The organism is Endozoicomonas sp. ALC020, assembly GCF_049275935.1.
Taxonomy (GTDB): domain Bacteria; phylum Pseudomonadota; class Gammaproteobacteria; order Pseudomonadales; family Endozoicomonadaceae; genus Endozoicomonas_A.
Genome location: NZ_CP184830.1, coordinates 4,717,076 through 4,740,131, shown reverse-complemented (window position 1 = coordinate 4,740,131; position 23,056 = coordinate 4,717,076). Strand labels below are relative to the sequence as shown.

Here is a 23,056-nt window from a genome sequence, read left to right as displayed (position 1 = left end):
CGCCCCGGAGCAACCGGGGCATCATCAATTAAACGTTAAAAGCGTCTTCTACCAGCTTTTCTTGCTCTTCTACATGCTTGGACATATAACCACATGCTGGTGCCGCTGAAGCATCACGACCTGAATAGGCCAGACGCAGGTTGTTAGAGTGATTATCGAGAGCACGGCGCATATGATGCTGGCTGCAGTACCAGGCGCCCTGGTTCATCGGCTCTTCCTGGCACCAGACAACATCCTTCAGGTTTGGATAGTGCGCAATCACCTCATCAAGGTCATCCTGAGGAAAAGGATACAGCTGCTCGATACGAATGATGGCTGAATTTTTCAGTTCATTTGCACGCTTATACTCAAGCAGATCGTAATAGACCTTACCGCTGCACATGACAAGACGGGTAATTTCCGCTGCTTCATGCACATCAACCTCTGGAATGATGGTCTGGAAGCTGCCTTCAGCCAGCTCTTCCAACGTGGAAACTGCCAGCTTGTGCCTAAGCAGGCTCTTGGGAGTAAAAGCGATTAATGGCTTTCGCAGCGGACGCAACACCTGACGACGCAGCATGTGAAACACCTGAGCCGGAGTGGTTGGCACACACACCTGGATATTGTGCTCTGCACACAGTTGCAGATAACGCTCAAGACGGGCTGAAGAGTGCTCCGGGCCCTGACCTTCATAACCATGAGGCAACAGCATGGTCAGGCCACAGAGACGCCCCCACTTGTGCTCACCACTGGTAATAAACTGGTCAATAACTACCTGACAGCCGTTAGCAAAGTCACCAAACTGGGCTTCCCAGATAACCAGTGCGCCCGGTGTCGTAGTCGCATAACCATATTCGAAAGCCAGCACAGCCTCTTCCGAGAGCAAAGAGTCCCAGATCTGGAAGTCAGGCTGTTTTTCGGAAATATTGGCCAGTGGTACATAGGTAGAACCGTCTTTCTGATTGTGCAGCACCGCATGACGGTGAGAGAAAGTGCCTCGACCAACATCCTGACCGGTAATACGTACCGGATGACCTTCCATAATCAGGGTACCGTATGCCAATGTTTCAGCGGCACCCCAGTTGATGGATTGTGCTCCCGCAGCCATTTTCAGTCGATCATCAATAATCTTGCTGACCTGACGCTGAACAACAAAACCTTCAGGTACCTTGCACAGTTTCTGCCCCAGGCCCTGCAGAGTAGCCAGGGCTACGCGGGTATCGTGACGCGCAGTCCATTCATGTCCTAGGTGAGGAGTCCAATCAACAAACAGTTCTTTGTTGGGTTCTTTTACCAGCGACTTAACAACATGACCGCCGTTGTCCAATGCATTACGGTAGCTGTCTACCAGCGCCTTGTCCTTCTCTGCATCCATGACGCCTGCTTCCATCAGTCTCTCTGCATAGAGATCACGGGTCGTCTTGTGACTCTTGATAATCTGGTACATCAGAGGCTGTGTACCGGAAGGTTCATCGGCTTCATTGTGACCACGGCGACGGTAGCAGACCATGTCAATAACAACATCGCGCTTGAATTCCATTCGGTAATCCAGCGCCATTTTGGTCGCAAAGTGGACGGCTTCAGGATCATCACCATTCACATGAAGGATAGGAGCACCGACAATCTTGGCTACATCCGTACAGTACTCTGTAGAACGGGCATCTTCCTGTTTACTGGTTGTAAAACCCACCTGGTTGTTGACGATAATATGCAGAGTACCACCGGTCTTATAAGCACGGGTCTGGGACATCTGCAGGGTTTCCATGACTACCCCCTGACCAGCAAATGCTGCATCACCGTGAATGGCAATCGGTATAACCTGACCACGGGCAGAATCGTTACGACGATCCTGACGAGCACGCACAGAGCCCTCTACTACAGGAGACACTATTTCCAGATGAGAAGGGTTGAATGCCAGTGCCAGGTGAACTTCACCACCCGGTGTCATGACGTTGGAGGAAAAGCCCTGGTGATACTTCACGTCACCAGAGCCGGTATCGGCCATTTTCTTACCCTCGAACTCGTCAAACAGTTCAGAAGGGTTCTTTCCGAGAATATTAACCAATACGTTGAGTCGACCACGGTGAGCCATGCCGATCACGATTTCCTTGGCGCCGTAAGAACCGGAGCGCTGGATAATTTCGTCCAGCATGGGAATCAATGATTCCCCTCCTTCCAAACCAAAACGTTTGGTGCCCGGGTACTTGGTTCCCAGGTATTTTTCCAGACCTTCTGCCGCAGTCAGGCGTTCCAGCAGATGCTGCCGACCTTCAAGGCCCAAATCCGGACGACCTCGAACACTTTCCATGCGGCTTTGGAACCAGCGACGTTCTTCAGTGTTGACAATGTGCATGTATTCAACACCAATGGAGCCGCAGTAGGTGGCCATGAGAGAGTCGATAATCTCGCGCAGCGTTGCCCGCTCTTTACCGATAAAAATGGTACTGGTCTGAAATTCAGTATCCAGATCTGCTTCGCTCAGCCCGTGATACTCAAGGCTCAGATCGGGAAACTGTTCACGCTGCATACAACCCAATGGGTCTATTCTGGCCTGCTGATGCCCGCGGATTCGGAAGGCACTGATCAAACGCAACACCTGAATCTGCTTGCGCTCATGATCGCTGGAAATGGTGCCGGCTTGGATTGGGCGGGTGCTCTGACGCTGACGCGCCATCAGGACAAAATTTTCCTGGATGGTGGAGTGAGGTACATCCGGACCACCACCATTGACCTGAGGAAGTTTTTCAAAATAATCACGCCACTCCTCAGAGACCGAATTCGGATCGCGAAGGAATTGTTCGTAAAGTTCTTCGACGTATGCAGCATTCCCCCCGGATATATGTGAGGTATCCCACATTTGCTGCATCACACCTTCTTGCATCATCACTACCCCGTGAATGAAGGGCTGTCTAATCATGAGAGTCGCACTGTGGTCTGCCTGTCTGTTGTCCTGACAGGCAGAGCGCTGAAAACCGGGGCTTTCGCCTCCCCCGCTTATTCAAACTCCACAGATAGACCGGTGATTGACCGGCCGTCCCGCTGATAAAACCTGCCTGACCTGCCCTTCATTGGTTTGGAGAGTCAGTAGTCAGTCAGGCTTAGAATAAACTACAGTTCCACTTAATTCGTGCGACAGTGGGACCATAGCCAGAAATTCTCTTTGGATCGTCAGCTCCTCCAGAATTCTGGCGTCAGCCTCAGACCCTTTATGTTGAAAATTAGTTTTGAAAACCAGTGTAGATACTGCTGATAGAAAAAACGTACGCTCACATAACATTCGCACATTTCATGTAATCGGACCACCCTCAAATTGATCTAAAATCGAGTTCTCCGACAACTTCCTCTTCCAGGGAGTCTCTTGTGCAGCAATAAAAGAGCCCCCCTGTTGTCTGCTTAATCGCTTAAGGCCGCCTTTTAGAGTAACCGATCAGGATGCACTATCAAACAGCATCTGTTTAATATGACCAATTGCCTTGGTTGGATTCAGGCCTTTTGGACACACAGCCACACAGTTCATGATACCACGGCAACGGAAAACGCTGAACGGATCATCCAGTTCCGCGAGTCGTTCCTGAGTCGCAGTATCACGGCTGTCAGCCAGAAAACGATAGGCCTGCAGCAGGCCGGATGGACCAACAAACTTGTCGGGATTCCACCAGAAAGATGGACAGGCTGTGGAGCAGCATGCACAGAGAATACACTCATACAGGCCATCCAGCTTCTCACGATCTTCAGGACTCTGCAGACGCTCTATGGCCGGTGCAGGCTCTTCATTGATCAAGAAGGGCTTGATCTTTTCGTACTGCTTATAGAAAAGACTCATGTCCACGATCAAGTCACGGATGACCGGCAGTCCAGGCAAGGGACGCAAAATCAACTTCTTCTTGCTACCCATGGCTTCCGACAAAGATGTTACGCAAGCCAGACCATTAGTACCATTAATGCTCATACCATCGGAACCGCAAACACCTTCACGACAGGAGCGACGATACACTAAGGTTTCGTCTTTTTCCTTGATCAGGTTTAAGACATCGAGCACCATCAGGTCTTTGCCTTCAGGAATATCCACCTCAATGTCTTTCATGTAAGGTTTGGAGTCAGTCTCCGGATTGTAGCGATAGACACTGACACTTAATGAACTACCCAACATATTCCTGCCTCCTCCTCAGTAGGTTCTGGCTTTCGGTGGAAAAGCGTCCATGGTTTTAGGAGCAAAGTTGACCTGACGCTTGCCGACCCGTTTTTCAGCCGGAAAATACACGGAATGTGCCAACCAGTTTTCATCATCACGCTCGGTAAAGTCGTTCCGGGCGTGAGCACCACGAGACTCCTTACGCTCTTCGGCAGAAACCGCAGTAGCATAAGCTACTTCATAGAGATTCTCGAGTTCAAGAGCTTCAATGCGGGCTGTATTAAATGCCTGACTCTTGTCTTCGAGGTGAGTATTTTTCAGACGCTCACCCAACTCATTCAGCTTCTTCAGACCTTCCTGCATACTATCGCCTTCACGGAATACACCGAAGTAGAGCTGCATAGTGTTTTGCAAATCCTTACGGACGTCGGCAACCTTTTCACCGCTACCGGACTTGTTCAGCCGATCCAGACGGGACATGGCCGCTTCAACATCACTGTCAGAAGCATCAACACCATCGAAACCCTCTCTCAGGTTTTTCTCGATCTGGATACCTGCTGCACGACCAAACACGACCAGATCCAGGAGAGAGTTACCACCCAGACGGTTAGCACCGTGAACAGATACACATGCAGCTTCACCGCAGGCATAGAGACCTTCTACAACTTTATCGTTACCTTCAGCATCCGGAAACAGAGCCTGCCCACCCACATTGGTAGGAATACCACCCATCATATAGTGACAGGTTGGAACGACCGGAACAGGCACTTTAACCGGATCAGCATGAGCGAAGGTCTTGGACAGTTCACAGATACCTGGCAGACGCAGATTCAGAGTTTCTTCACCCAGATGATCAAGCTTCAGCAGCACGTGGTCCTTATCCGGTCCACAGCCACGTCCTTCCAGAATTTCGAGAATCATGGAGCGAGCTACTACGTCACGGCCAGCCAGATCTTTGGCATTGGGCGCATAACGCTCCATAAAACGCTCACCTTCACTGTTGATCAGGTAACCACCTTCACCACGACAACCCTCAGTCACCAGAACCCCCGCACCGTGAATACCGGTTGGGTGGAACTGCCACATTTCCATATCCTGCATTGGGTAGCCAGCACGCAGAGCCATACCAATACCGTCACCGGTATTGATCAGGGCGTTAGTGGTGGAAGCATAGATACGTCCAGCACCGCCGGTAGCCATAACAGTTGCTTTGGATTTAACATAAACGGTTTCGCCTGTTTCCATGCAAATCGCAATAACACCGGCCACCTGACCATTCTGATTCTTCACCAGATCTACGGCGTACCATTCGTTCAGAAATGTAGTACCACCTTTCAGGTTGGCCTGATACAGAGTATGTAGAAGAGCGTGCCCTGTGCGGTCAGCAGCCGCACAGGTTCGAGCAGCCTGACCACCCTTACCGAATTCTTTGGATTGACCACCGAATGGTCGCTGGTAGATACGCCCTTCTTCAGTACGAGAAAAAGGCAACCCCATATGCTCCAGTTCAAACACAGCCTGGGGACCTACTGAACACATATACTCGATTGCATCCTGGTCACCGATATAGTCCGAACCTTTTACGGTATCGAACATATGCCAGCGCCAGTCATCCTGAGGATCTGCACTGGCAATAGCACAGGTAATACCACCCTGGGCAGATACAGTATGAGAGCGAGTTGGAAACACTTTGGTCACACAGGCCGTTTTAATACCGGCCTGAGTCAGTTGCAGTGCAGCGCGCATGCCAGCGCCACCGCCGCCGATTACGATGGCGTCGTAAGTCAGTGTGCGAAGAGCTGTCATAGATCAATTCCCCCAGAGAATTTGAATGCCCCAGACAATGTAACTGAATACTGCTACAAAACAGATCAGCTGGAAGGGGAAACGAATCAGAACAGACTTGTTCCCAAGTGCACGAGCATTCAGGTAGTCAGTGGCAATGGTCCACATACCCACCCAGGCGTGGGCAGCAATGGAAAGAATGGCGAGCAAGGTAAATACCTTCATCCAGGTCTGCTCGAACAGTCCGTTCCATTGCTGAAAATCCAGACCAGGATTTATAAGAACATAGCCGCCTAAAAACAACGTGTAAGCAGCCAGAATGATGGCAGACAACCTCTGCAGCATCCAGTCGTAGAGTCCACTTCGGGACAAGTTGGTAATATTTGTTACCACAACCACACCCCCGCGAGCACAATCAGTACAGCTGATAAAACAATGGTGACGATCGCACCAGCCTTACCTGACTCCTTACCTTCACCAATACCGATATCCATTAACAAATGCTTGACACCGGCAACAAAGTGGTAGATCAGCCCGGAAAGCAACACCCAGACAATAAATTTGACCAGGCCACCCGACATGAGCGCTTTCAGTTCGGCAAAGGACTGCTCTGAAGACAGCGACAGATCCAGTGCATAGAGCAGGAAACCCACCCCAACAAACAGCAATATTCCCGAAATCCTGTGCAGGATCGAGGTATACGCTGGCAGAGGTAGTTTAATTGTGGTTATGTCTAGATTGACAGGTCTTTTGCTATTCACGTTTTTTGTCCCAACGCCCGAGGCGTGCACAGCTGAATCAGCAACAATATCCAGAGACTACGACCCACTCGGGTTCATACCCTCTTTTTATCAGGCTTGCCTGAACAGGCTACCCTGAATGCAGGTTAAGAAGCCGCGTTAATTCATGTTAACGTTCTTTTCTCACCCCCCTCATGAAGTCCTCCACGACTTCGGCTGAGGAGTATAAACAGTTCGGTTTTCAATTACAATTGATTAACACTCTAGGCAAATTTACTATAGACCTCTGAACTTATTGCGCAGACTTTTTCACAGATACACAGGTTTGACAAACAAATTTCTGGCCCTATAGTGGTCGAACCGTAAAGGGCCCCAACCAAAAAAACTTATTCTGTACGCATAATAATTATGGGTCCGAGAAGACGATAACGACAGAATAAACGGCAAGACAGGAGCCTATGATGGCTGAAAAGAAAGCAACCCTCTCGATTGACGGCAAACAACTGGAACTTCCTGTACATACGGGGTCCCTGGGCCCAGATGTTGTTGATGTTCGCAGCCTGACTGCCAATGGTCTGTTCACATACGACCCTGGTTTTGTATCTACCGCTTCCTGCGAGTCAAAGATCACTTACATAGATGGTGAGAAGGGTGTGCTACTGCACCGTGGCTACCCGATTGAGCAGCTTGCTGAGCACTCTGACTACCTGGAAACCTGCTACCTGCTGATTTATGGCGAACTTCCTAACAGCAAAGAGAAGAAGCATTTTGAAGACACCATCATGCGTCATACCATGATACATGAACAAATGGTGGATCTATTCTCCGGTTTCCGTCGTGACGCTCACCCCATGGCCGTGATGTGCGGTGTAGTAGGCGCTCTCTCTGCCTTCTATCACGATTCACTGGACATCACCAACGAACGTCACCGTGAAATCTGCGCCTATCGCCTGATTTCCAAAATGCCTACGCTGGCAGCCATGACCTACAAATACTCCATCGGCCAGCCATTCGTTTACCCGCGCAATGACCTGGGTTACGGCGGCAATTTCCTGCACATGATGTTTGCTACTCCCTGTGAAGAGTACGAGGTTAATCCTGTACTGGCACGCGCCATGGACCGCATCTTCCTGCTGCATGCTGATCACGAACAGAACGCATCAACTTCGACTGTTCGTCTGGCAGGCTCCAGTGGTGCCAACCCATTCGCCTGTATTGCTGCTGGTATCGCAGCTCTCTGGGGACCGGCTCACGGTGGTGCCAACGAAGCAGTGCTGGTGATGCTGAACCAAATTGGTGATGAGAAACACATCGATGAATTCATTGATCGCGCCAAGGACAAGAATGATCCCTTCCGCCTGATGGGCTTTGGCCATCGAGTCTACAAAAACTTTGACCCACGTGCCAAGGTTATGAAGCAGACCTGTGACGAAGTTCTGAGTGAACTAGGCCTGGAAGACGATCCACTGTTCAAGATCGCCAAGCGCCTGGAAAAGATAGCCCTGGAAGACGAATACTTCGTCGAGAAAAAGTTGTACCCGAACGTAGACTTTTACTCCGGCATTATCCTGAAAGCCCTGGGCATTCCAACAGAGATGTTCACAGTAATCTTCGCAACCGGTCGTACTCCGGGCTGGATCGCTCACTGGCATGAAATGATCAGTGGTGAATACCGCATTGGTCGTCCGCGTCAGCTCTACACCGGCGAGACTTCCAGAGACTTTATCCCGGTTTCCGATCGCTAATCACTGCTATACCCGTTACCTGCTGAAAGCCGAAGTCTTATTGGCTTTCAGCCCTCCCTTCTGCCTCAGACTTTTTTGCCCACTTTCATCATCTTCGCAACGTGACCTGCATTTTCTCGAAAGCGGCCAAAAACAACGCCTCGAGCTGATTGCTTACAACACCGACAGAACAACCTTTCAGACTTCCGGGGGTCAAAACATTCTTCACAGCTATCAGCCTCGTCTATTTTTAACCGATATTATTAACGAGTAGCTCAGGGAAGAGCATCCCGGCAAGAACGGCTAATACGATAGAGCGAATACGATAGAAACAATGACTGAACTTTTTCTGACCCCGGAGCCCTGGATAGCTCTGGCAACACTGACCCTTCTGGAGATTATTCTGGGCATCGACAACATCATTTTTATTACGATCGTTGTCGACAAAATGCCTGCACACCAACGCAACAGCGCCCGCAGACTCGGGCTGTTACTGGCCATGTTCACAAGGATCGCCCTGCTGCTCTCCATTACCTGGATCATGAGTCTCACTGCCCCTCTATTCCATCTGTTCAATCATGCCCTATCCGGCCGCGACCTGATTCTTCTCGGAGGCGGGCTCTTCCTGCTGATTAAAGCCACTCACGAGATTCACGATTCTATTGAGCCCGGCGAAGATGAAGGATCTCACCTTAAACCACGAGGGTATGTTATAACCCTGATCCAGATTGCTCTCATCGATATTGTTTTCTCCCTGGATTCAGTCATTACAGCAGTGGGACTGGCAGAACACCTCTGGGTCATGATCACCGCCATTGTTATTTCGGTAGGCATCATGATGTTTGCTGCAGCCCCTATCGGAGAGTTTGTCAGCAATCATCCTACCTTCAAAATGCTGGCGCTCTCCTTTTTGATTCTGGTGGGAGTCTCCCTTATGGGAGAAGGTCTCGACTTTCATATTCCAAAAGGCTACATCTACTTTGCCATGGCCTTTTCTATGGCCGTCGAGATGCTCAACACCCGTTTGCGATCGAGACAGTCTGCGACAAACAAGTAGCATTGGAGTATTCTCAAACAATTGAGCAACACCCTCTTATCACCGGAGCTGTTATGTCCTGTCCGATTCTGTTTGATATGGGTGGCGTGATTGCCGACTCCTGGCAACCCTTCTTCTCTTTCTGGTCAGAAGTTCTGATCAAACTGGACGCAGAAGACCTGGCCACAGAAGAGCAAGTTCTCGCCCTTTTTGAAGGCAATTTTTTTAAAAAGCTAAGCCAGCAAGTCGCCGGAGACAAAGTGCAACACGCTCTTATGAATCATGCACGACTTGCCCACCTGGAGTTCATGAAAAACTGCCGCTCTATTCCTGATGTCAGTGAGAGCTTGCAGCACCTTGGCCAACACTTCCCTCTGTACCTGATCACCTCCAATTTTACCCAAGCTGCAGAGCATTTCCTGAATAATCAGAATATCCGGTGTTTCAGGGGAATAATGGGTATGGAACAGAGCTTTATCAAAACGGACAAAATCCGAACAGTGATGAAACAGCACCCGGATCAGCCCTGTTATTTCGTTAGCGACACCTCAGGAGACCTGCATGAAGCTCGAGAAGCTGGCGCTGTTCCCGTTGCAGTCAGCTGGGGGTGGCATAACCGTAAAACTCTTGAAGACGCGAAGCCCGCTTTCATACTTGACAATCCGTCTGAGCTGCTAGACTTCAGCTTTCACATTTAAAGCCCGGACAGACCCCTATGAGGCTCAACTGTTTCAGATATGGCTTCCCTGGCCACTTCTCACGGAATTTATTCGGGATTAAAAGCAGCCAGTCTCCGGGACCCTTGTGCCTGTTGGCCTGCCCCGGAGATTCTTCTACCCAGATACCTCAAAGGGCATCAATGACTAAAACGGGTGATATTAATGAATAGCGTGAAAGCAGAATTCATTAAGCTCAGATCCCATCTACTCACAGGCACCAGCCACATGATTCCCTTCGTGGTAGCTGGCGGAGTGCTCCTATCGGTGTCTGTCATGTTTCATGGCAAGGGAGCCCCGCCCGAATCCGGTTTTCTCAAAGATGTGTGGGAGATGGGAGTCGCTGGTTTTACCCTCTTCATCCCGGTTCTGGGAGGCTACATAGCCTGGTCTATTGCCAACCGCCCCGGCCTGGCACCTGGCATGATCGGAGCATGGCTGGCAGCTCAGTTTGGATGCGGTTTTCTGGGGGCTATGATTGTCGGGCTTATCGCGGGCTATATCGTCAATGCCCTCAAGAGAATCCCCTTCTCATCGAACATACAACCTGTTGCTACCATCTTTGTCTACCCTCTGGCAGGTACTTTTCTGACCTCCGCTCTGGTGATTTGGGTGATTGGACAACCCATCGCCAATATGATGAGTCACCTCAACGATTGGTTGCATAGTCTTCAGGGATTATCGAAGGTTTCATTGGGGGTCATTCTTGGAGGAATGACCGCTTTTGACATGGGCGGCCCAATTAATAAAGTCGCTACCCTGTTTGCTCAGACTCAGGTAAAGAACCACCCCTACCTTATGGGCGGTGTCGGCGTCGCCATATGCACCCCGCCACTGGGTATGTGGCTGGCCACTCTGCTGTCACCCGGCAAATACACTGCTGAAGAGCGAGAGGCTGGCAAGGCCGCTCTGGCCATGGGTATGATAGGTATATCAGAAGGGGCAATCCCCTTCGCTGTTGCTGACCCGATACGGGTCATACCCGCCATTGTTCTGGGAGGTATTACAGGCAATGTTATAGGTTTCATGGCCGAAGTTATCAACTACGCTCCCTGGGGAGGCTGGATCGTTCTACCGGTTGTCGACGGTCGCTCCTGGTACATTCTGGCCACTATCGCAGGCGCACTGGTAACAGCTCTGGCTGTCAACCTGTTAAAACCTGTAAAACCAGAACTTTAAGAACCTGTCGACGATAATTACCTTTACCCTGAATTAAAAATGCCTGAAGGTTAGATCAACATATGAAGAACTCGCATCCATTGGTTGAAGTCACGCCGCAAAGTCACGACCTTGTTCTCGAGATAGTCTACGCCACCGAGAACAACTTCACCGGTAAGCAGGTTTATAAAAAACCTCTCTGCCTGATGCACGAAGAAGCCGCCAACAAATTGCAAAACGTCATTGAAGTTCTTCAACCCATGGGGCTCAAATTAAAAATATGGGATGCCTTTCGCCCCCTGGAAGCCCAGCAAGAACTCTTTAACTGTGTACCAGACCCTGAATATGTATCTCACCCGAAAACCGGTTTGCGAACCCACTGCAGAGGAATAGCTATCGATCTCACGCTGGTTGATCGGTTTGGGCGGACACTGGAAATGGGTACCGAGTTTGACGACTTTCGTCCTCTGGCTCACCATGGCAATGACCAGATTTCCGAGCTCGCACAGAAAAACCGGTTAATACTGGCAGGTGCCATGAATGTCGCTGGATTCGACTCTTTACAAAACGAATGGTGGCATTATCAATTGCCTGATGCCGACCTGTATCCGATATTAGAAGAAAGTGAAATCGGCTCAGGTATTATTTAGTTCAGCTAAGGGTTCTACTTCACACTGTTCACGCTGAGCTTGTCGAAGTGCGGGTCGCTCTTCGACGAAAACTCAGAATGAATGAAGTGTGTGTCTATGCCAGTGCTGCCGCACTGGTGATCAATTTGCGAATCTCAGGAATACAGGAGCCACAGTTTGTTCCGGCTTTCAGAGACAGGCCCACCTGAGCAGGATCACTGAAGCCTTCCTCTTCAATCACACGACAAATGGTTTTCTCCCCCACACCAAAACAGGCACACACTACTTTGCCGGTATCTTCTCCCTGAGGTGGCATACCTGCCAGTAAACGCCAGCGCTCCGAAAAAGGAATATCCTCTTTTTCAAAGGCAGCCTGTAGCCATGCACGATCACAGTCTGACAATGACTCACCGATAATAAGAAGAGCCTGTAGCTGGCCGAGAGCAAACCAGGCGCTACGGGCGCTGCCTGTCTTCGGATCGGTGTAATCAATTCTTTCCCTCTCAGGGCCGATAGATTCCAGCATGGAAGAATCAATGCCCTGATCTGCCAGCTCATATCGGAATCCCTGCTGGAATTTCACCTCTGTCGCATAATCAAATGGCTCAAAATCCTGTTTTTTGCGACTCAGTAACACAGCCTGTTGTTTCAGAGATACAGCCTCAATCCTTGCAGGAGTGTGTTTACAGCCCGGTTGTTTTGACCAGGGGTCTACCGCAGGTTTCACCAGCACACCACAATGCCCGGTCTTGCTGTTCTGACGTGTCCAGTGCATGGGCATAAAAACATTACCCTTACCTACTGTAGATGTCACAACCACTCTGATCAAAATGGAATCAAAGGCTGTGGACAATCGGCACAATGCCTGATCAACCAGCCCATATTTTTGAGCATCTGCAGGATGAACTTCCAGGAAAGGCTCATCAATATGCTGACTCAACCTGGGAGAGAGTGCGGTGCGTGTCATAGTGTGCCAATGATCACGAACCCTGCCGGTATTCAGCAACAGCGGGTAATCAGCATTGGGCTGATGGTAGGAGACCTCAAACTTCGTCGAAACAATAGTTGCACGACCTGTTTCAGTGAAGAAACCACCCTCAGCAAACAATCTTGTATGTGGATGAGACGTCTGCCCTGAAACCAGTGGCCACTGAAATGGCTCAAGCGCTTCGTATTCTGCATCTGAGATAGCTGCCAGAGCACCAATATTAAAATCTCTTCTACGACCCTCAGAATTATTTTCAAAAGCTGAAAGAGCCGCATGCTCGCGGAAAATATCAGCAGCCCTCTGATAATCAAAGGCGTCACCAAAACCCATTTTCTCTGCCACTTTTGAAATAATCCACCAGTCAGGTTTAGAGTCTCCGGAAAGATCAAAAAGGGCCCTTTGTCTGGAAATTCTTCGCTCCGAGTTTGTGACCGTACCATCCTTTTCACTCCAGCCGGCCGCTGGCAGACGAATATGGGCAAACTCAGAGGTGTCTGTTTTCCCAATACAATCAGACACGACAACCGTCGGACACTTTTTCAGCGCACTGATAACCTTATTGGCATCAGGCATACTGACTACAGGATTGGTGCCCATAATCCAGACAAACTTAATGTCGCCCTTATCCATGGCATTAAACAAATCGACAGCTGTTTTACCCGGCACAGTGGCAATATTCGGCGCCTTCCAAAACCGTCTGACCCGATCTACATCGTCTGTGTTTGAAAAATCCATGTGGGCAGCCAGCTGATTGGCCAGACCTCCAACCTCTCGCCCTCCCATTGCGTTAGGCTGACCTGTAAGCGACAAGGGTCCAGATCCCGGCTTACCAATACGACCCGTAATCAGGTGACAGTTGATAATGGCATTGACTTTATCGGTGCCAGCAACCGACTGGTTCACACCCTGAGACCAGGCCGTGACAACTTTATCGGTCCCGGCAAACCACTCACAAAATTGCTTGAGTGCAGGTTTTTCAATCCCGCAAAGTTCAGCGACCTCTGAAAAGCTTCCTATTTTTCTGGCGGCTTTCAGAGCCTCATTAAAACCTTGGGTGTGCTGATCAATGTACGACTGATCCAGCTTATCGTGCTTATCGAGATAACTGAATAACTTATTAAAGAGAGCGGTGTCCGTGCCTGATTTCAGCGGAAGATGCAGGTCTGCAATATCACAGGTGTCAGTGGCACGGGGGTCAATAACAACCACCTTCATGTCCGGACGCTGCTCTTTTGCAGCTCTTATTCTCTGGAATAATACCGGGTGACACCAGGCCGTATTGGCTCCGACCAGAACAATCATATCGGCCAATTCAAGATCTTCGTAGCTGCCGGGAACCGTATCGGAACCCAGTGATCTCTTCTGACCTGCTACCGTAGAAGCCATGCAGAGGCGTGAGTTGGTGTCCATATTGCTGGAACCAATAAAACCCTTCATTAGTTTGTTGGCCACATAGTAATCTTCTGTCAGTAATTGACCAGAGCCGTATAAAGCCACCGCTTCAGGGCCGTACTCTTCTATTGTGGCTTTCAGTCGCTCAGCGACTTCATCCAGAGCAGAATCCCAGCTGACTCTCTGTTCACCTATAAAAGGCGTTAGCAGTCTATTTTCCAGAGAAACCGTTTCCCCAAGAGCGCTGCCTTTTGAACAAAGGCGCCCGAAATTAGCGGGGTGATCTTTGCGGCCTTCTATATCTACAAGATGCAAATCTTTATTGGTGACCGTCGCCTTGATACCACAGCCAACACCGCAATAGGCACACGTCGTATGGATGACTTGTTGCTGGTTATTGCAGATATCGATGCTGCCAGACATAGACATACTTCCTTTATTAATAGTTTCCTAGGAATTCAGATAACGTTTGCCGAAAACAAGTCGGTCGCGAATATCTGAAATATCCCGTCCTGTTTCCATCAATTCCTGATACCAGAGACCATCGGAAGCATCTCCAAAGAGCAAAGCACCCATCAACTTATTATCACGGATCACCAGTTTTCGGTAGATGCCAACCCCTGCAGCATCAATGATGATCTCTTCATCACTCTCTTGCGCAACAAACTGTCCACTGGAAAACAGATCAATACCGTCAACTTTCAGACTGGTAGGAATCGGAACCGGCTCAAACCGCTCTCCCGAGGTACCCAACAGGCGATGCACAGCCACTTGAGCGTGCCCATAAACCGGCGCCACAAGCCCAAACAGGTCACTATTCAACTGAACACACTCACCAATTGCCGTTACTGAAGGGTCAGAAGTTTGCATTCTGTCATTCACCAGAATACCTCTGTCACACTCCAGCCCGGTTTCCCTGATCAGTTCTATATTGGGCCGAACCCCTGCAGTGACGACCACCAGCGAAGCCTGCAACCACTCGCCATCTTTCAGCTGCACGCCAGTCACTTTACCATTTTTGCCCGTGTAGGAATCGAGCATGGCACTGCAACGAAACTCAATGCCCTTTTCTTCCAGTGCTCCTTGCAAAAGCTTACCGGCCTTTTCATCCAGTTGTCGGGCCATGGGAATGGACATGGTATCCACCACGGTGACTTTCATGCCCCGTCTGGCAAGACCACTGGCACATTCAAGCCCCAGAAGTCCGCCACCAATCACCACAGCCTTTGCCTCAGGACCGGATGAAGCGGTCAGCATCTGCTCAACATCATCGAGATTCCTGAAAGCCATAACGCCTTCCAGATCGGCCCCGGGTACGGGAATACGATTGGGTAGAGATCCCGTCGCCAGGACCAGATGATCGTAATCAAAACATTGACCACCCTCTGTCTCGACTCGCTTCAACTCAAGATTGAGATCACTAACCCGATAGTCACAGCCCGATAACAGATTGATATCCTGATCCTGATACCAGGACTCAGGCTGCAGCTGAATCCCCTGGAGATCGACGCTGCCTGCCAACAGTTTGGATAACTGGATTCGGTTATAGCCCGGGCAGGGTTCTTCAGATAGGACGGTGACCTGATATTGATGACCGCTCTGCTCAACCAGCTTTTCCAGAAAACGGACTGAGCCCATGCCATTTCCCACCACCAGCAGCTTCCGCTGCAATGGCGGCTGACGACTAACGTCAGCCGCCTTGAATACCGCTGTCATATCAGGCTGCCTCAATGGAAACCGATACCAGTGAGACCTGAACCCTCTGGTCCACCACTTCTACGGGATAAGCATTCAGCGCCACGCTCTCATCTTCCAGACACTGACCCGTAGTCAAATCAAAGTGCTGCTTGTAAATGGGCGATGCCACTACCAGACGCCCTTCCAGATCACCTACCAGACCACGAGAGATAACATTGGCCTGACTGAATGGATCATAATTATCCAATGCATATACTTGGTCGTCTACTTTAAACAACGCAACCTGCACACCATCCACCAGAGCACAAACACCCAGGTTAGGAATAAGATCACTTTCACTGCAAACGGTTGTCCAACCTTTATTGGCTGTACTGGCTGTGAGCACTTGAGTCATGATTAAAGTCTCCTGTTTTTCAGCGCTATAGGCACTTCGTTTACAGCTGTTTAAGGGCAATTTTTTCGTCACGGGTAGCCGGACGAATCTGATCTCGCTCGTTCACAAACACCACATTAGTGTCGCTTTCATCACTGTTAATAAAGTGATTGAAACGTTTGAGTTTCTCAGGATCTGAGAGGGTGGTTTTCCATTCACATTGATAGGTACCCACCAGGTAGGTCATCTCATCTTCAAGCTCCTGACAGATACCCAGGCTGTCCTCAATAATCACTTCGCGCAGGTAATCGAGACCACCCTCCAGATTTTCCATCCAGACAGAAGTACGCTGCAGACGATCTGCAGTGCGAATGTAGAACATCAGGAAACGATCGATGTATTTGACCAGCGTTTCATCATCCAGCTCGGTGGCAAACAGGTCGGCATGACGAGGCTTCATGCCACCATTACCGCAGAGGTAAAGGTTCCAGCCTTTTTCCGTGGCAATAACACCCACATCTTTACTCTGGGCTTCAGCACATTCACGGGTACATCCGGACACAGCCATTTTGATTTTGTGAGGAGAACGTACGCCCCTGTAACGATTTTCAACTGCAATCGCCATACTGACACTGTCCAGCACCCCATAACGACACCAGGTACTGCCGACGCAGGATTTCACGGTGCGCAGTGATTTACCGTAGGCATGACCGGTTTCAAAACCGGCATCGACAAGACGTTTCCAGATCTCTGGCAACTGTTCCACACGGGCACCAAAGAGATCGATACGCTGGCCACCGGTGATTTTTGTGTAGAGGTTAAAGTCCCGTCCTACTTCACCAATGGTGATCAGTTTATCGGGCGTAATTTCACCGCCCGGAACCCTTGGCACAATGGAATAAGTGCCGTCTTTTTGCATGTTTCCAAGAAAATAATCGTTGGTATCCTGCAGCTGAGCATGCTGATCTTTCAACACATATTCGTTCCAGCAGGAAGCCAGAACAGAGCCAATGGTAGGCTTACAGATATCGCAGCCACGCCCCTTGCCATGCTTTGCCAGAACTTCGTCGAAAGACTTTAATTCACCGACACGAACCAGGTGATAGAGTTCCTGCCTGGAGTGTGGAAAGTGCTCACAGATATCTTTTTTGACCTCAACACCCAACTCCGTCAGCTCATGATCCAGAACCTGTTTGACCAGAGCCGTACAGCCACCACAGCCGGTTCCGGCACTGGTTTCGGCTTTCAGTGACCCCATATCCATGCAGCCACCGGCTACCGCGTTGACCAGATCACCTTTACTGACGTCATAGCAGGAACAGATTTGAGCCGTTTCTGGCAGAGCAGCCACGCCCAAACCTGTCGCTGCAGAACCATCGGTCTGAGGCAGAATGAGTTCAGCAGGATTTTCCGGGGGACGCATGTCATTCAGCATCATCTGCAACAGGCTGCCGTACTCTTCAGCATCGCCTATCAATACAGCTCCCAGAACCTTTTTCTTATTTCTGGAAACCACCAGTTTTTTATAAACTTCTTTCTCTTCATCAATCAGCTGGTAGCTCAGGGAACCTTCGGTATTGCCATGGGCATCACCAATACTGGCAACATCAACACCCATCAGTTTCAGCTTGGTGCTCATATCGGCACCAGTAAACTGATTACCGTTCTTACCCGTCAACTGATCTACAACCACCTGCCCCATCTGGTAGCCCGGTGCCACCAGACCAAAGATACGGCCACTCCAGAGTGCACACTCACCAATGGCAAATATACGTTCATCAGATGTACGGCAGTCGTTATCTATAACGATACCGCCTCGCTCACCCAACTCCAGTCCGGAAGCTTTCGCCAGCTCATCTCTTGGGCGAATACCGGCTGAAAACAGTACGATATCGGTATTCAGTTGTTCGCCGTCAGCGAACTGCATCTGGTGAACAGCGCCTTCACCATCAACAATCTGTCGGGTATTTTTGGAGGTATGAATCGTGACCCCCAGACCCTCGATCTTGCGTCTGAGCATGGCACCACCGCTATCATCCACCTGAACAGCCATCAGACGGGGAGCAAATTCGACCACGTGGGTTTCCAGCCCAAGATCTTTCAGAGCTTTTGCTGCTTCAAGCCCCAACAGACCGCCACCCACAACGGCACCGATCTTACTGTTACGGGCAGCTTCTTTAATCGCTTCCAGATCTTCGATGGTACGATAGACAAAACAGTTTTCACGGTCATGCCCGGGTACGGGAGGAACAAATGGATAGGAGCCTGTAGCCAGTACCAGCTGATCGTACTTTTGAGTCATGCCACTGGCTGTCACTACTTCACAGGACTCACGATTTATTGATGTAATGGCTTCATTAAGAACAAGATTAATGCCTTCCTGCTCATAAAAGCCTTCAGAAACCATAGACAGGTCATCCGCTGAGCGACCTGTGAAAAATTCACTGAGATGAACCCGGTCATAGGCAGGACGGATCTCTTCTCCAAATACCACCACATCGAAGCGTTTCAGGCCGCCAGCATCTACCAGTTTCTCCAGAAAGCGGTGACCTACCATGCCGTTACCGACAACCACCAGGGTTTCTTTTCCGATCATCCCAGACATCCTCTTTAGTATCTAGCATTGGGCCGGAACAACTGCATCCTTTAGAGCCAGCCTCTTTTCTAATTCTTGTGCCTATGCAACTGCCGTGCCCACTTTCAAAACACGATAAAAACAGGAAATTCTTTCCTGAGACTTTAGCTACTCGCACAAAAATAATGCACGCAGAAATAATCAAACAGCTAAAGAGCACCATTTTGGTGAGCAGAATAAAAATACTCAGAAACTTCCCGCACTCAAATAAAGAACTTTCTTGCATAGAAGAGAAAATTCATTAAATACGCATAAAAATGCAAGTCAAATCGGTGCATTTATCATATTGGCCTGATGTTTGCTTTTGCTTGGGGAATTTCTTAAACAAGGAGGATGTATGAGCAACCCCGATTCATTTAACCTGTTTTCTTTTAGCGGGAAGACCAAGATTCTGCACCTTAGCTGGATTGCCTTCTTTATTAGCTTTGTGGTCTGGTTTAACCATGCGCCTCTGGCCCTGGCTATTTCCGAGTCTCTGGGCCTGACTCGTGAAGAACTGAAAACCCTGCTGATTCTGAACGTAGCCCTCACTATTCCGGCTCGAGTCATCATCGGTATGCTCACTGATGTTTATGGTCCCAGAAAAGTCTATTCCGGACTCCTGGCCATCTGCAGTATTCCTTGTTTTATGTATGCCATGGCAGATGACTTTACCCAGGCCGCCATAGCCCGCTTTATGCTGGGTACTATTGGTGCAGGCTTTGTGGTCGGCATTCGTCTGGTATCTGAGTGGTTCCCCGCTCGCCAATTGGGTACCGCAGAAGGTATTTACGGTGGCTGGGGCAACTTTGGCTCTGCTGCTGCTGCCATGTCTCTGCCCACCATTGCACTGCTCTTTGGTGGAGAAGATGGCTGGCGTTACGCCATTGGCCTGACCGGATTAATCTCCTTGCTGTTCAGTGTCGTCTTCTACATAAACGTCACAGATACCCCTAAAGGTGCTACCTACTTCCGCCCCAAGAACATTGGCGCCATGGAAGTCACCAGCAAAGGCGACTTTGCCTTGCTGCTGATCATGAAGATTCCCATGTATGCGGCATTGGCTCTGCTGACCTGGAAGCTTTCACCTAAGGGTGTTGCCATGCTGAGTGCCGGGATTTCAACGGCTATTTATGTCGGTCTGACTGCTATCTACCTGTTTGATGTCTGGAAAGTCTGGCAGGTCAACAAGCACATTTTCTCCGAGCCTGTGCCAGCTATTCACCAGTATCAGTTCAAGCAGGTGGCCGTTCTGAACGTTCTTTACTTCGCTACCTTCGGTTCTGAACTGGCCGTGGTGTCCATGCTACCTCTGTTTTTTGCAGATACCTTTGAACTGGATCCGGTCATGGCGGGTCTGGTCGCTTCCGCTTATGCCTTCATGAACCTGATGTCCCGTCCGGGCGGAGGATTACTCAGTGACAAGTTTGGCCGCAAGATCACTCTGCTGTTTCTCACTGCAGGCCTGGCCGGTGGTTACTACATGATGAGTATCATTGATTCCAGCTGGCCACTGGTTCTTGCTGTTGTTGCTGCCATGGCCTGCTCCTTCTTTGTGCAGGCCGGTGAAGGTGCGGTATTTGCGGCTGTACCCCTGATCAAGCGTCGACTCACAGGTCAAATTGCCGGTATGACAGGAGCCTATGGTAACGTGGGCGCTGTCTTCTACCTGACAGTATTGTCTCTGGTGGACTACTCCACCTTCTTCATGGTTATCGCAGGCACTGCAGTGTTGGGTTTCTTTACCCTCTTCCTGATGGAAGAACCCAAGGGTCAGATGGCCGAAGTGATGCCTGACGGCAGTGTCACCATGATTGATGTGACCTGATCATTCTGTTTCAGTGGTCCACAATGGGCCACTGAAACAAAACACAGTCACCGGATACTCTTCAGCCTGATCCTCTATTTCACAACCAACACGGCAGCGATACCCGCCAGAACATAGAGCCCCCCTGTAGAACGCTCAAATAACAACATACTTTTTTTTGTACTCAGCATAGGTTTCACAGATTTTGACAGTAGCCCATAGAGAAGCTTGCAAACCAAATCCACTACAACCCAAGTCATTACAATGATCAATATTTGTTGCACAAGATCCTGATCTCTATTAATAAACTGAGGCAAGAAAGCCATAAAGAAAATAATATCTTTTGGATTACTGGCTCCCAATAGAAAAGCTTTTTTAAACAGATTACTGAAGCCGGGAAACTGCAAAGAACAATCATTGAGACGTTTACTGGTAGTGTCAGCCATCGACTTCCTGATGGTATTAACCCCCAGATAAACCAGATAAAGAGCTCCCATCAGTTTCAGTATCAGAAACATGTTTTCCGAAGCCGTAAGAATGGCCCCAAGACCAGTGGCCGAAATAACCAGGTAAAGTGATGAAGCCAGCGTACCACCCAAAAATGCCGGATAGGATCTGATAACCCCATAGTTAATAGAATTGGACACCATGTACAGAGATAGAGGACCAGGAATGAGTATGACTACAAAGATTGAAACAACATACAGAAACCAAACTTCAATACTCATTATTCACTCCAAAAGCAGCGACTGTACCCTATAGCACTCCCTATAGCACTACCAGTTGCTATTTTTACCTCTCCTACAAAACACTTCCTTAAGATACATGGCCCGCACACATGCCTGCAAAAAACCGCTTTGATTCTGAATCCTCCTGACAGAGCAGGAGGCCATAGCGTCGATCTCTGGACGCTCCCGCCGCTTTGGTTTGAGTAGTTGTGCAATAAACGACATTGAACGCAAATAGAATATCAGGAAATTCAAACGCTGTCCCTCCCCCCCCCTACCCCTTTCATCAGTTCTTGATAGATCGAATCATTGAACAGAGGATATGAATCAAGCTATTGAGCTATACCGGAGAATTGTTTGCAGATTTCATGAGGAACCTGACGGAGTTCCGTACTAAACTGCATCTTGCGCTTTTTTCCCATTCTGAGCCTTTTGATCACGTCAGTGAAAGGGCAAGTATCGCCCCCCCTCTGGAGATCGTGTGGGTCAATCCTTCAGGTGTTGTCATGCCAAATCACGAAGTACCCAAATTAATTCATGTTAGTATTGTCAGCCCTATTGAAGGTTTGGAGTTTGCTTTTCTAAAAATATGGGCCGAGGTTAACCCGGATTATAAAATCAATGTCTGGGCCCCCGAACGTTTGATATACCAAAAAATTCTATATTCGCTGCTGTTTTCCGAGATAAGCAATAACGCTATCGAAAAAGATGACCCCGGTGATATTGCTCGGCTGAAAGAAAGCATCTGGCAAAAAATTGATAACTTTATGGGAGAAAGCAGTGAAATAGAAGAATTAAATATAATGGAATCTGATCTTCCAGACAGTGTAAAGAAGGAATTTGTCATCCAATGGAATAAAATCAATAATTCTTTAGATAAAATTAAAAATTTAATCAGCAACGCTACTGTTCATAAAAAGCTGAAAAACCTAGATCAAGGATATAAAAATTTTATCAGATACAGTTTAGGCTTTACTAACAGTTTAATCATCGAAAGATTTATCGGGCTGAGTCAAAAATTCGTACTAGGAGGGGTATATATTGATAAAGGACTACTACCGGAAATGGACAGTCACCCCTTTCTAAAAAGAAGCAGTTCCCTTGATCCTATATCGGGGACGGCAGTGACTTCTGAGAAGGAAAAGCAGCTCGAAAGTGCCAAGCTACATGCTCTTTTTAAAAAAATGTTTTCAGATGGAACTATTTCAGATCCCAGCCCTTATTTTGAGAGATACGGTACAACCCTGTCGAGAGAAGAAATCACTCGAATTCAAGGTATCGTAGCAGAAAGCAGTATTAGTGATTTATTCCATAGTCTGCCGAAATATGACTTAAAGGTGTATAGCCGTAATAAATTATTCTTCAGTAAGAAAGTAAATTTTGAATATGATACTCCCACTATAGCTCTTGATGATTCAATCCAGCCCCTGATGGTGGCCTCTCGCCAAGGACACCCAACAATCAAACTACTACTTGATGAAATCTGTTTACTTCATGAGACTGTAGAAAATTTAAAAAAATCATCACTAAGAAAAAAAGAAATCACATTAAAGATAA

The 23,056-nt window shown here is 48.9% G+C and carries 16 protein-coding genes; 6 read left to right on the top strand and 10 right to left on the bottom strand.

What is annotated here, in order from left to right; all coding sequences use genetic code 11:
- Nucleotides 1-28: 28 nt before the first annotated feature.
- The 5 genes from ACOJUO_RS17580 to sdhC all read right to left on the bottom strand — a co-directional run bounded on the left by ACOJUO_RS17580 (nt 29) and on the right by sdhC (nt 6,657).
- Nucleotides 29-2,860: a 2-oxoglutarate dehydrogenase E1 component gene (locus ACOJUO_RS17580; RefSeq protein ID WP_422137093.1), complete on the bottom strand. Its 2,832-nt coding sequence runs from the start codon at nt 2,858-2,860 to the stop codon at nt 29-31.
- A gap of 546 nt (nt 2,861-3,406) precedes the next feature.
- On the bottom strand, nt 3,407-4,129 hold the full coding sequence (locus ACOJUO_RS17575; RefSeq protein WP_422133301.1) for a succinate dehydrogenase iron-sulfur subunit: 723 nt from the start codon (nt 4,127-4,129) through the stop codon (nt 3,407-3,409).
- Nucleotides 4,130-4,144: 15 nt separating this feature from the next.
- A complete protein-coding gene (sdhA, locus tag ACOJUO_RS17570) occupies nt 4,145-5,917 on the bottom strand; it encodes a succinate dehydrogenase flavoprotein subunit (RefSeq protein ID WP_422133300.1) in 1,773 nt (590 codons plus the stop codon).
- Between the two features lie 3 nt (nt 5,918-5,920).
- Nucleotides 5,921-6,289 carry a succinate dehydrogenase, hydrophobic membrane anchor protein gene (sdhD, locus tag ACOJUO_RS17565; RefSeq protein ID WP_422133299.1) on the bottom strand — a complete coding sequence of 123 codons (369 nt, stop codon included), beginning with the start codon at nt 6,287-6,289 and terminating at the stop codon, nt 5,921-5,923.
- Nucleotides 6,283-6,657, bottom strand: a complete 375-nt coding sequence (sdhC, locus tag ACOJUO_RS17560; protein ID WP_422133298.1) for a succinate dehydrogenase, cytochrome b556 subunit — start codon at nt 6,655-6,657, stop codon at nt 6,283-6,285. Before sdhC ends, sdhD begins: the two co-directional genes overlap by 7 nt.
- Nucleotides 6,658-7,097: 440 nt before the next feature.
- Between sdhC and gltA the strand changes: the two genes are divergently transcribed.
- The 5 genes from gltA (at nt 7,098) to ddpX (ending at nt 11,920) form a co-directional block, all read left to right on the top strand.
- Nucleotides 7,098-8,381, top strand: coding sequence for a citrate synthase (gene gltA, locus ACOJUO_RS17555; RefSeq protein ID WP_422137092.1), 1,284 nt, complete (start codon nt 7,098-7,100; stop codon nt 8,379-8,381).
- 313 nt (nt 8,382-8,694) lie between these two features.
- A complete protein-coding gene (locus ACOJUO_RS17550; protein WP_422133297.1) occupies nt 8,695-9,417 on the top strand; it encodes a TerC family protein in 723 nt (240 codons plus the stop codon).
- A gap of 53 nt (nt 9,418-9,470) precedes the next feature.
- On the top strand, nt 9,471-10,094 hold the full coding sequence (locus tag ACOJUO_RS17545; protein ID WP_422133296.1) for an HAD family hydrolase: 624 nt from the start codon (nt 9,471-9,473) through the stop codon (nt 10,092-10,094).
- Between the two features lie 183 nt (nt 10,095-10,277).
- Nucleotides 10,278-11,291: a PTS fructose transporter subunit EIIC gene (locus ACOJUO_RS17540; protein ID WP_422133295.1), complete on the top strand. Its 1,014-nt coding sequence runs from the start codon at nt 10,278-10,280 to the stop codon at nt 11,289-11,291.
- Between the two features lie 62 nt (nt 11,292-11,353).
- Nucleotides 11,354-11,920, top strand: a complete 567-nt coding sequence (gene ddpX, locus ACOJUO_RS17535) for a D-alanyl-D-alanine dipeptidase (protein WP_422133294.1) — start codon at nt 11,354-11,356, stop codon at nt 11,918-11,920.
- Between the two features lie 94 nt (nt 11,921-12,014).
- Here ddpX and ACOJUO_RS17530 read toward each other — a convergent pair whose 3' ends face one another.
- Genes ACOJUO_RS17530 through nirB form a run of 4 tightly spaced genes read right to left on the bottom strand, consistent with a single transcriptional unit; the run spans nt 12,015 to nt 18,946 of the window.
- On the bottom strand, nt 12,015-14,702 hold the full coding sequence (locus ACOJUO_RS17530; RefSeq protein ID WP_422137653.1) for a molybdopterin-dependent oxidoreductase: 2,688 nt from the start codon (nt 14,700-14,702) through the stop codon (nt 12,015-12,017).
- Nucleotides 14,703-14,729: 27 nt separating this feature from the next.
- The gene (locus ACOJUO_RS17525; RefSeq protein ID WP_422133292.1) at nt 14,730-15,995 is read right to left on the bottom strand and encodes an NAD(P)/FAD-dependent oxidoreductase; all 1,266 of its coding nucleotides are present in this window, start codon (nt 15,993-15,995) and stop codon (nt 14,730-14,732) included.
- A gap of 1 nt (nt 15,996) precedes the next feature.
- Nucleotides 15,997-16,371 carry a nitrite reductase small subunit NirD gene (gene nirD / locus ACOJUO_RS17520; RefSeq protein WP_422133291.1) on the bottom strand — a complete coding sequence of 125 codons (375 nt, stop codon included), beginning with the start codon at nt 16,369-16,371 and terminating at the stop codon, nt 15,997-15,999.
- A 40-nt stretch (nt 16,372-16,411) separates the two neighbouring features.
- Nucleotides 16,412-18,946, bottom strand: a complete 2,535-nt coding sequence (gene nirB, locus ACOJUO_RS17515) for a nitrite reductase large subunit NirB (RefSeq protein ID WP_422133290.1) — start codon at nt 18,944-18,946, stop codon at nt 16,412-16,414.
- Nucleotides 18,947-19,322: 376 nt separating this feature from the next.
- On the opposite strand from nirB, the gene ACOJUO_RS17510 reads away from it, so the two are divergent.
- Nucleotides 19,323-20,792, top strand: a complete 1,470-nt coding sequence (locus tag ACOJUO_RS17510; RefSeq protein ID WP_422137652.1) for a NarK family nitrate/nitrite MFS transporter — start codon at nt 19,323-19,325, stop codon at nt 20,790-20,792.
- A gap of 74 nt (nt 20,793-20,866) precedes the next feature.
- Here the strand turns inward: ACOJUO_RS17510 and ACOJUO_RS17505 are convergent, their stop codons facing one another.
- On the bottom strand, nt 20,867-21,499 hold the full coding sequence (locus tag ACOJUO_RS17505) for a LysE family translocator (protein WP_422137651.1): 633 nt from the start codon (nt 21,497-21,499) through the stop codon (nt 20,867-20,869).
- Between the last annotated feature and the right edge of the window lie 1,557 nt (nt 21,500-23,056).

Excerpts from the sequence above, each read along its gene's own strand:
- ACOJUO_RS17580 (WP_422137093.1), bottom strand. The coding sequence starts at position 2,860 with ATGCAAGAAGGTGTGATGCAGCAAATGTGGGATACCTCACATATATCC.
- ACOJUO_RS17575 (WP_422133301.1), bottom strand. The coding sequence starts at position 4,129 with ATGTTGGGTAGTTCATTAAGTGTCAGTGTCTATCGCTACAATCCGGAG.
- sdhA (WP_422133300.1), bottom strand. The coding sequence starts at position 5,917 with ATGACAGCTCTTCGCACACTGACTTACGACGCCATCGTAATCGGCGGC.
- gltA (WP_422137092.1), top strand. The coding sequence starts at position 7,098 with ATGGCTGAAAAGAAAGCAACCCTCTCGATTGACGGCAAACAACTGGAA.
- ACOJUO_RS17550 (WP_422133297.1), top strand. The coding sequence starts at position 8,695 with ATGACTGAACTTTTTCTGACCCCGGAGCCCTGGATAGCTCTGGCAACA.
- ACOJUO_RS17545 (WP_422133296.1), top strand. The coding sequence starts at position 9,471 with ATGTCCTGTCCGATTCTGTTTGATATGGGTGGCGTGATTGCCGACTCC.
- ACOJUO_RS17540 (WP_422133295.1), top strand. The coding sequence starts at position 10,278 with ATGAATAGCGTGAAAGCAGAATTCATTAAGCTCAGATCCCATCTACTC.
- ddpX (WP_422133294.1), top strand. The coding sequence starts at position 11,354 with ATGAAGAACTCGCATCCATTGGTTGAAGTCACGCCGCAAAGTCACGAC.
- ACOJUO_RS17530 (WP_422137653.1), bottom strand. The coding sequence starts at position 14,702 with ATGTCTGGCAGCATCGATATCTGCAATAACCAGCAACAAGTCATCCAT.
- ACOJUO_RS17525 (WP_422133292.1), bottom strand. The coding sequence starts at position 15,995 with ATGACAGCGGTATTCAAGGCGGCTGACGTTAGTCGTCAGCCGCCATTG.
- nirD (WP_422133291.1), bottom strand. The coding sequence starts at position 16,371 with ATGACTCAAGTGCTCACAGCCAGTACAGCCAATAAAGGTTGGACAACC.
- nirB (WP_422133290.1), bottom strand. The coding sequence starts at position 18,946 with ATGATCGGAAAAGAAACCCTGGTGGTTGTCGGTAACGGCATGGTAGGT.
- ACOJUO_RS17510 (WP_422137652.1), top strand. The coding sequence starts at position 19,323 with ATGAGCAACCCCGATTCATTTAACCTGTTTTCTTTTAGCGGGAAGACC.
- ACOJUO_RS17505 (WP_422137651.1), bottom strand. The coding sequence starts at position 21,499 with ATGAGTATTGAAGTTTGGTTTCTGTATGTTGTTTCAATCTTTGTAGTC.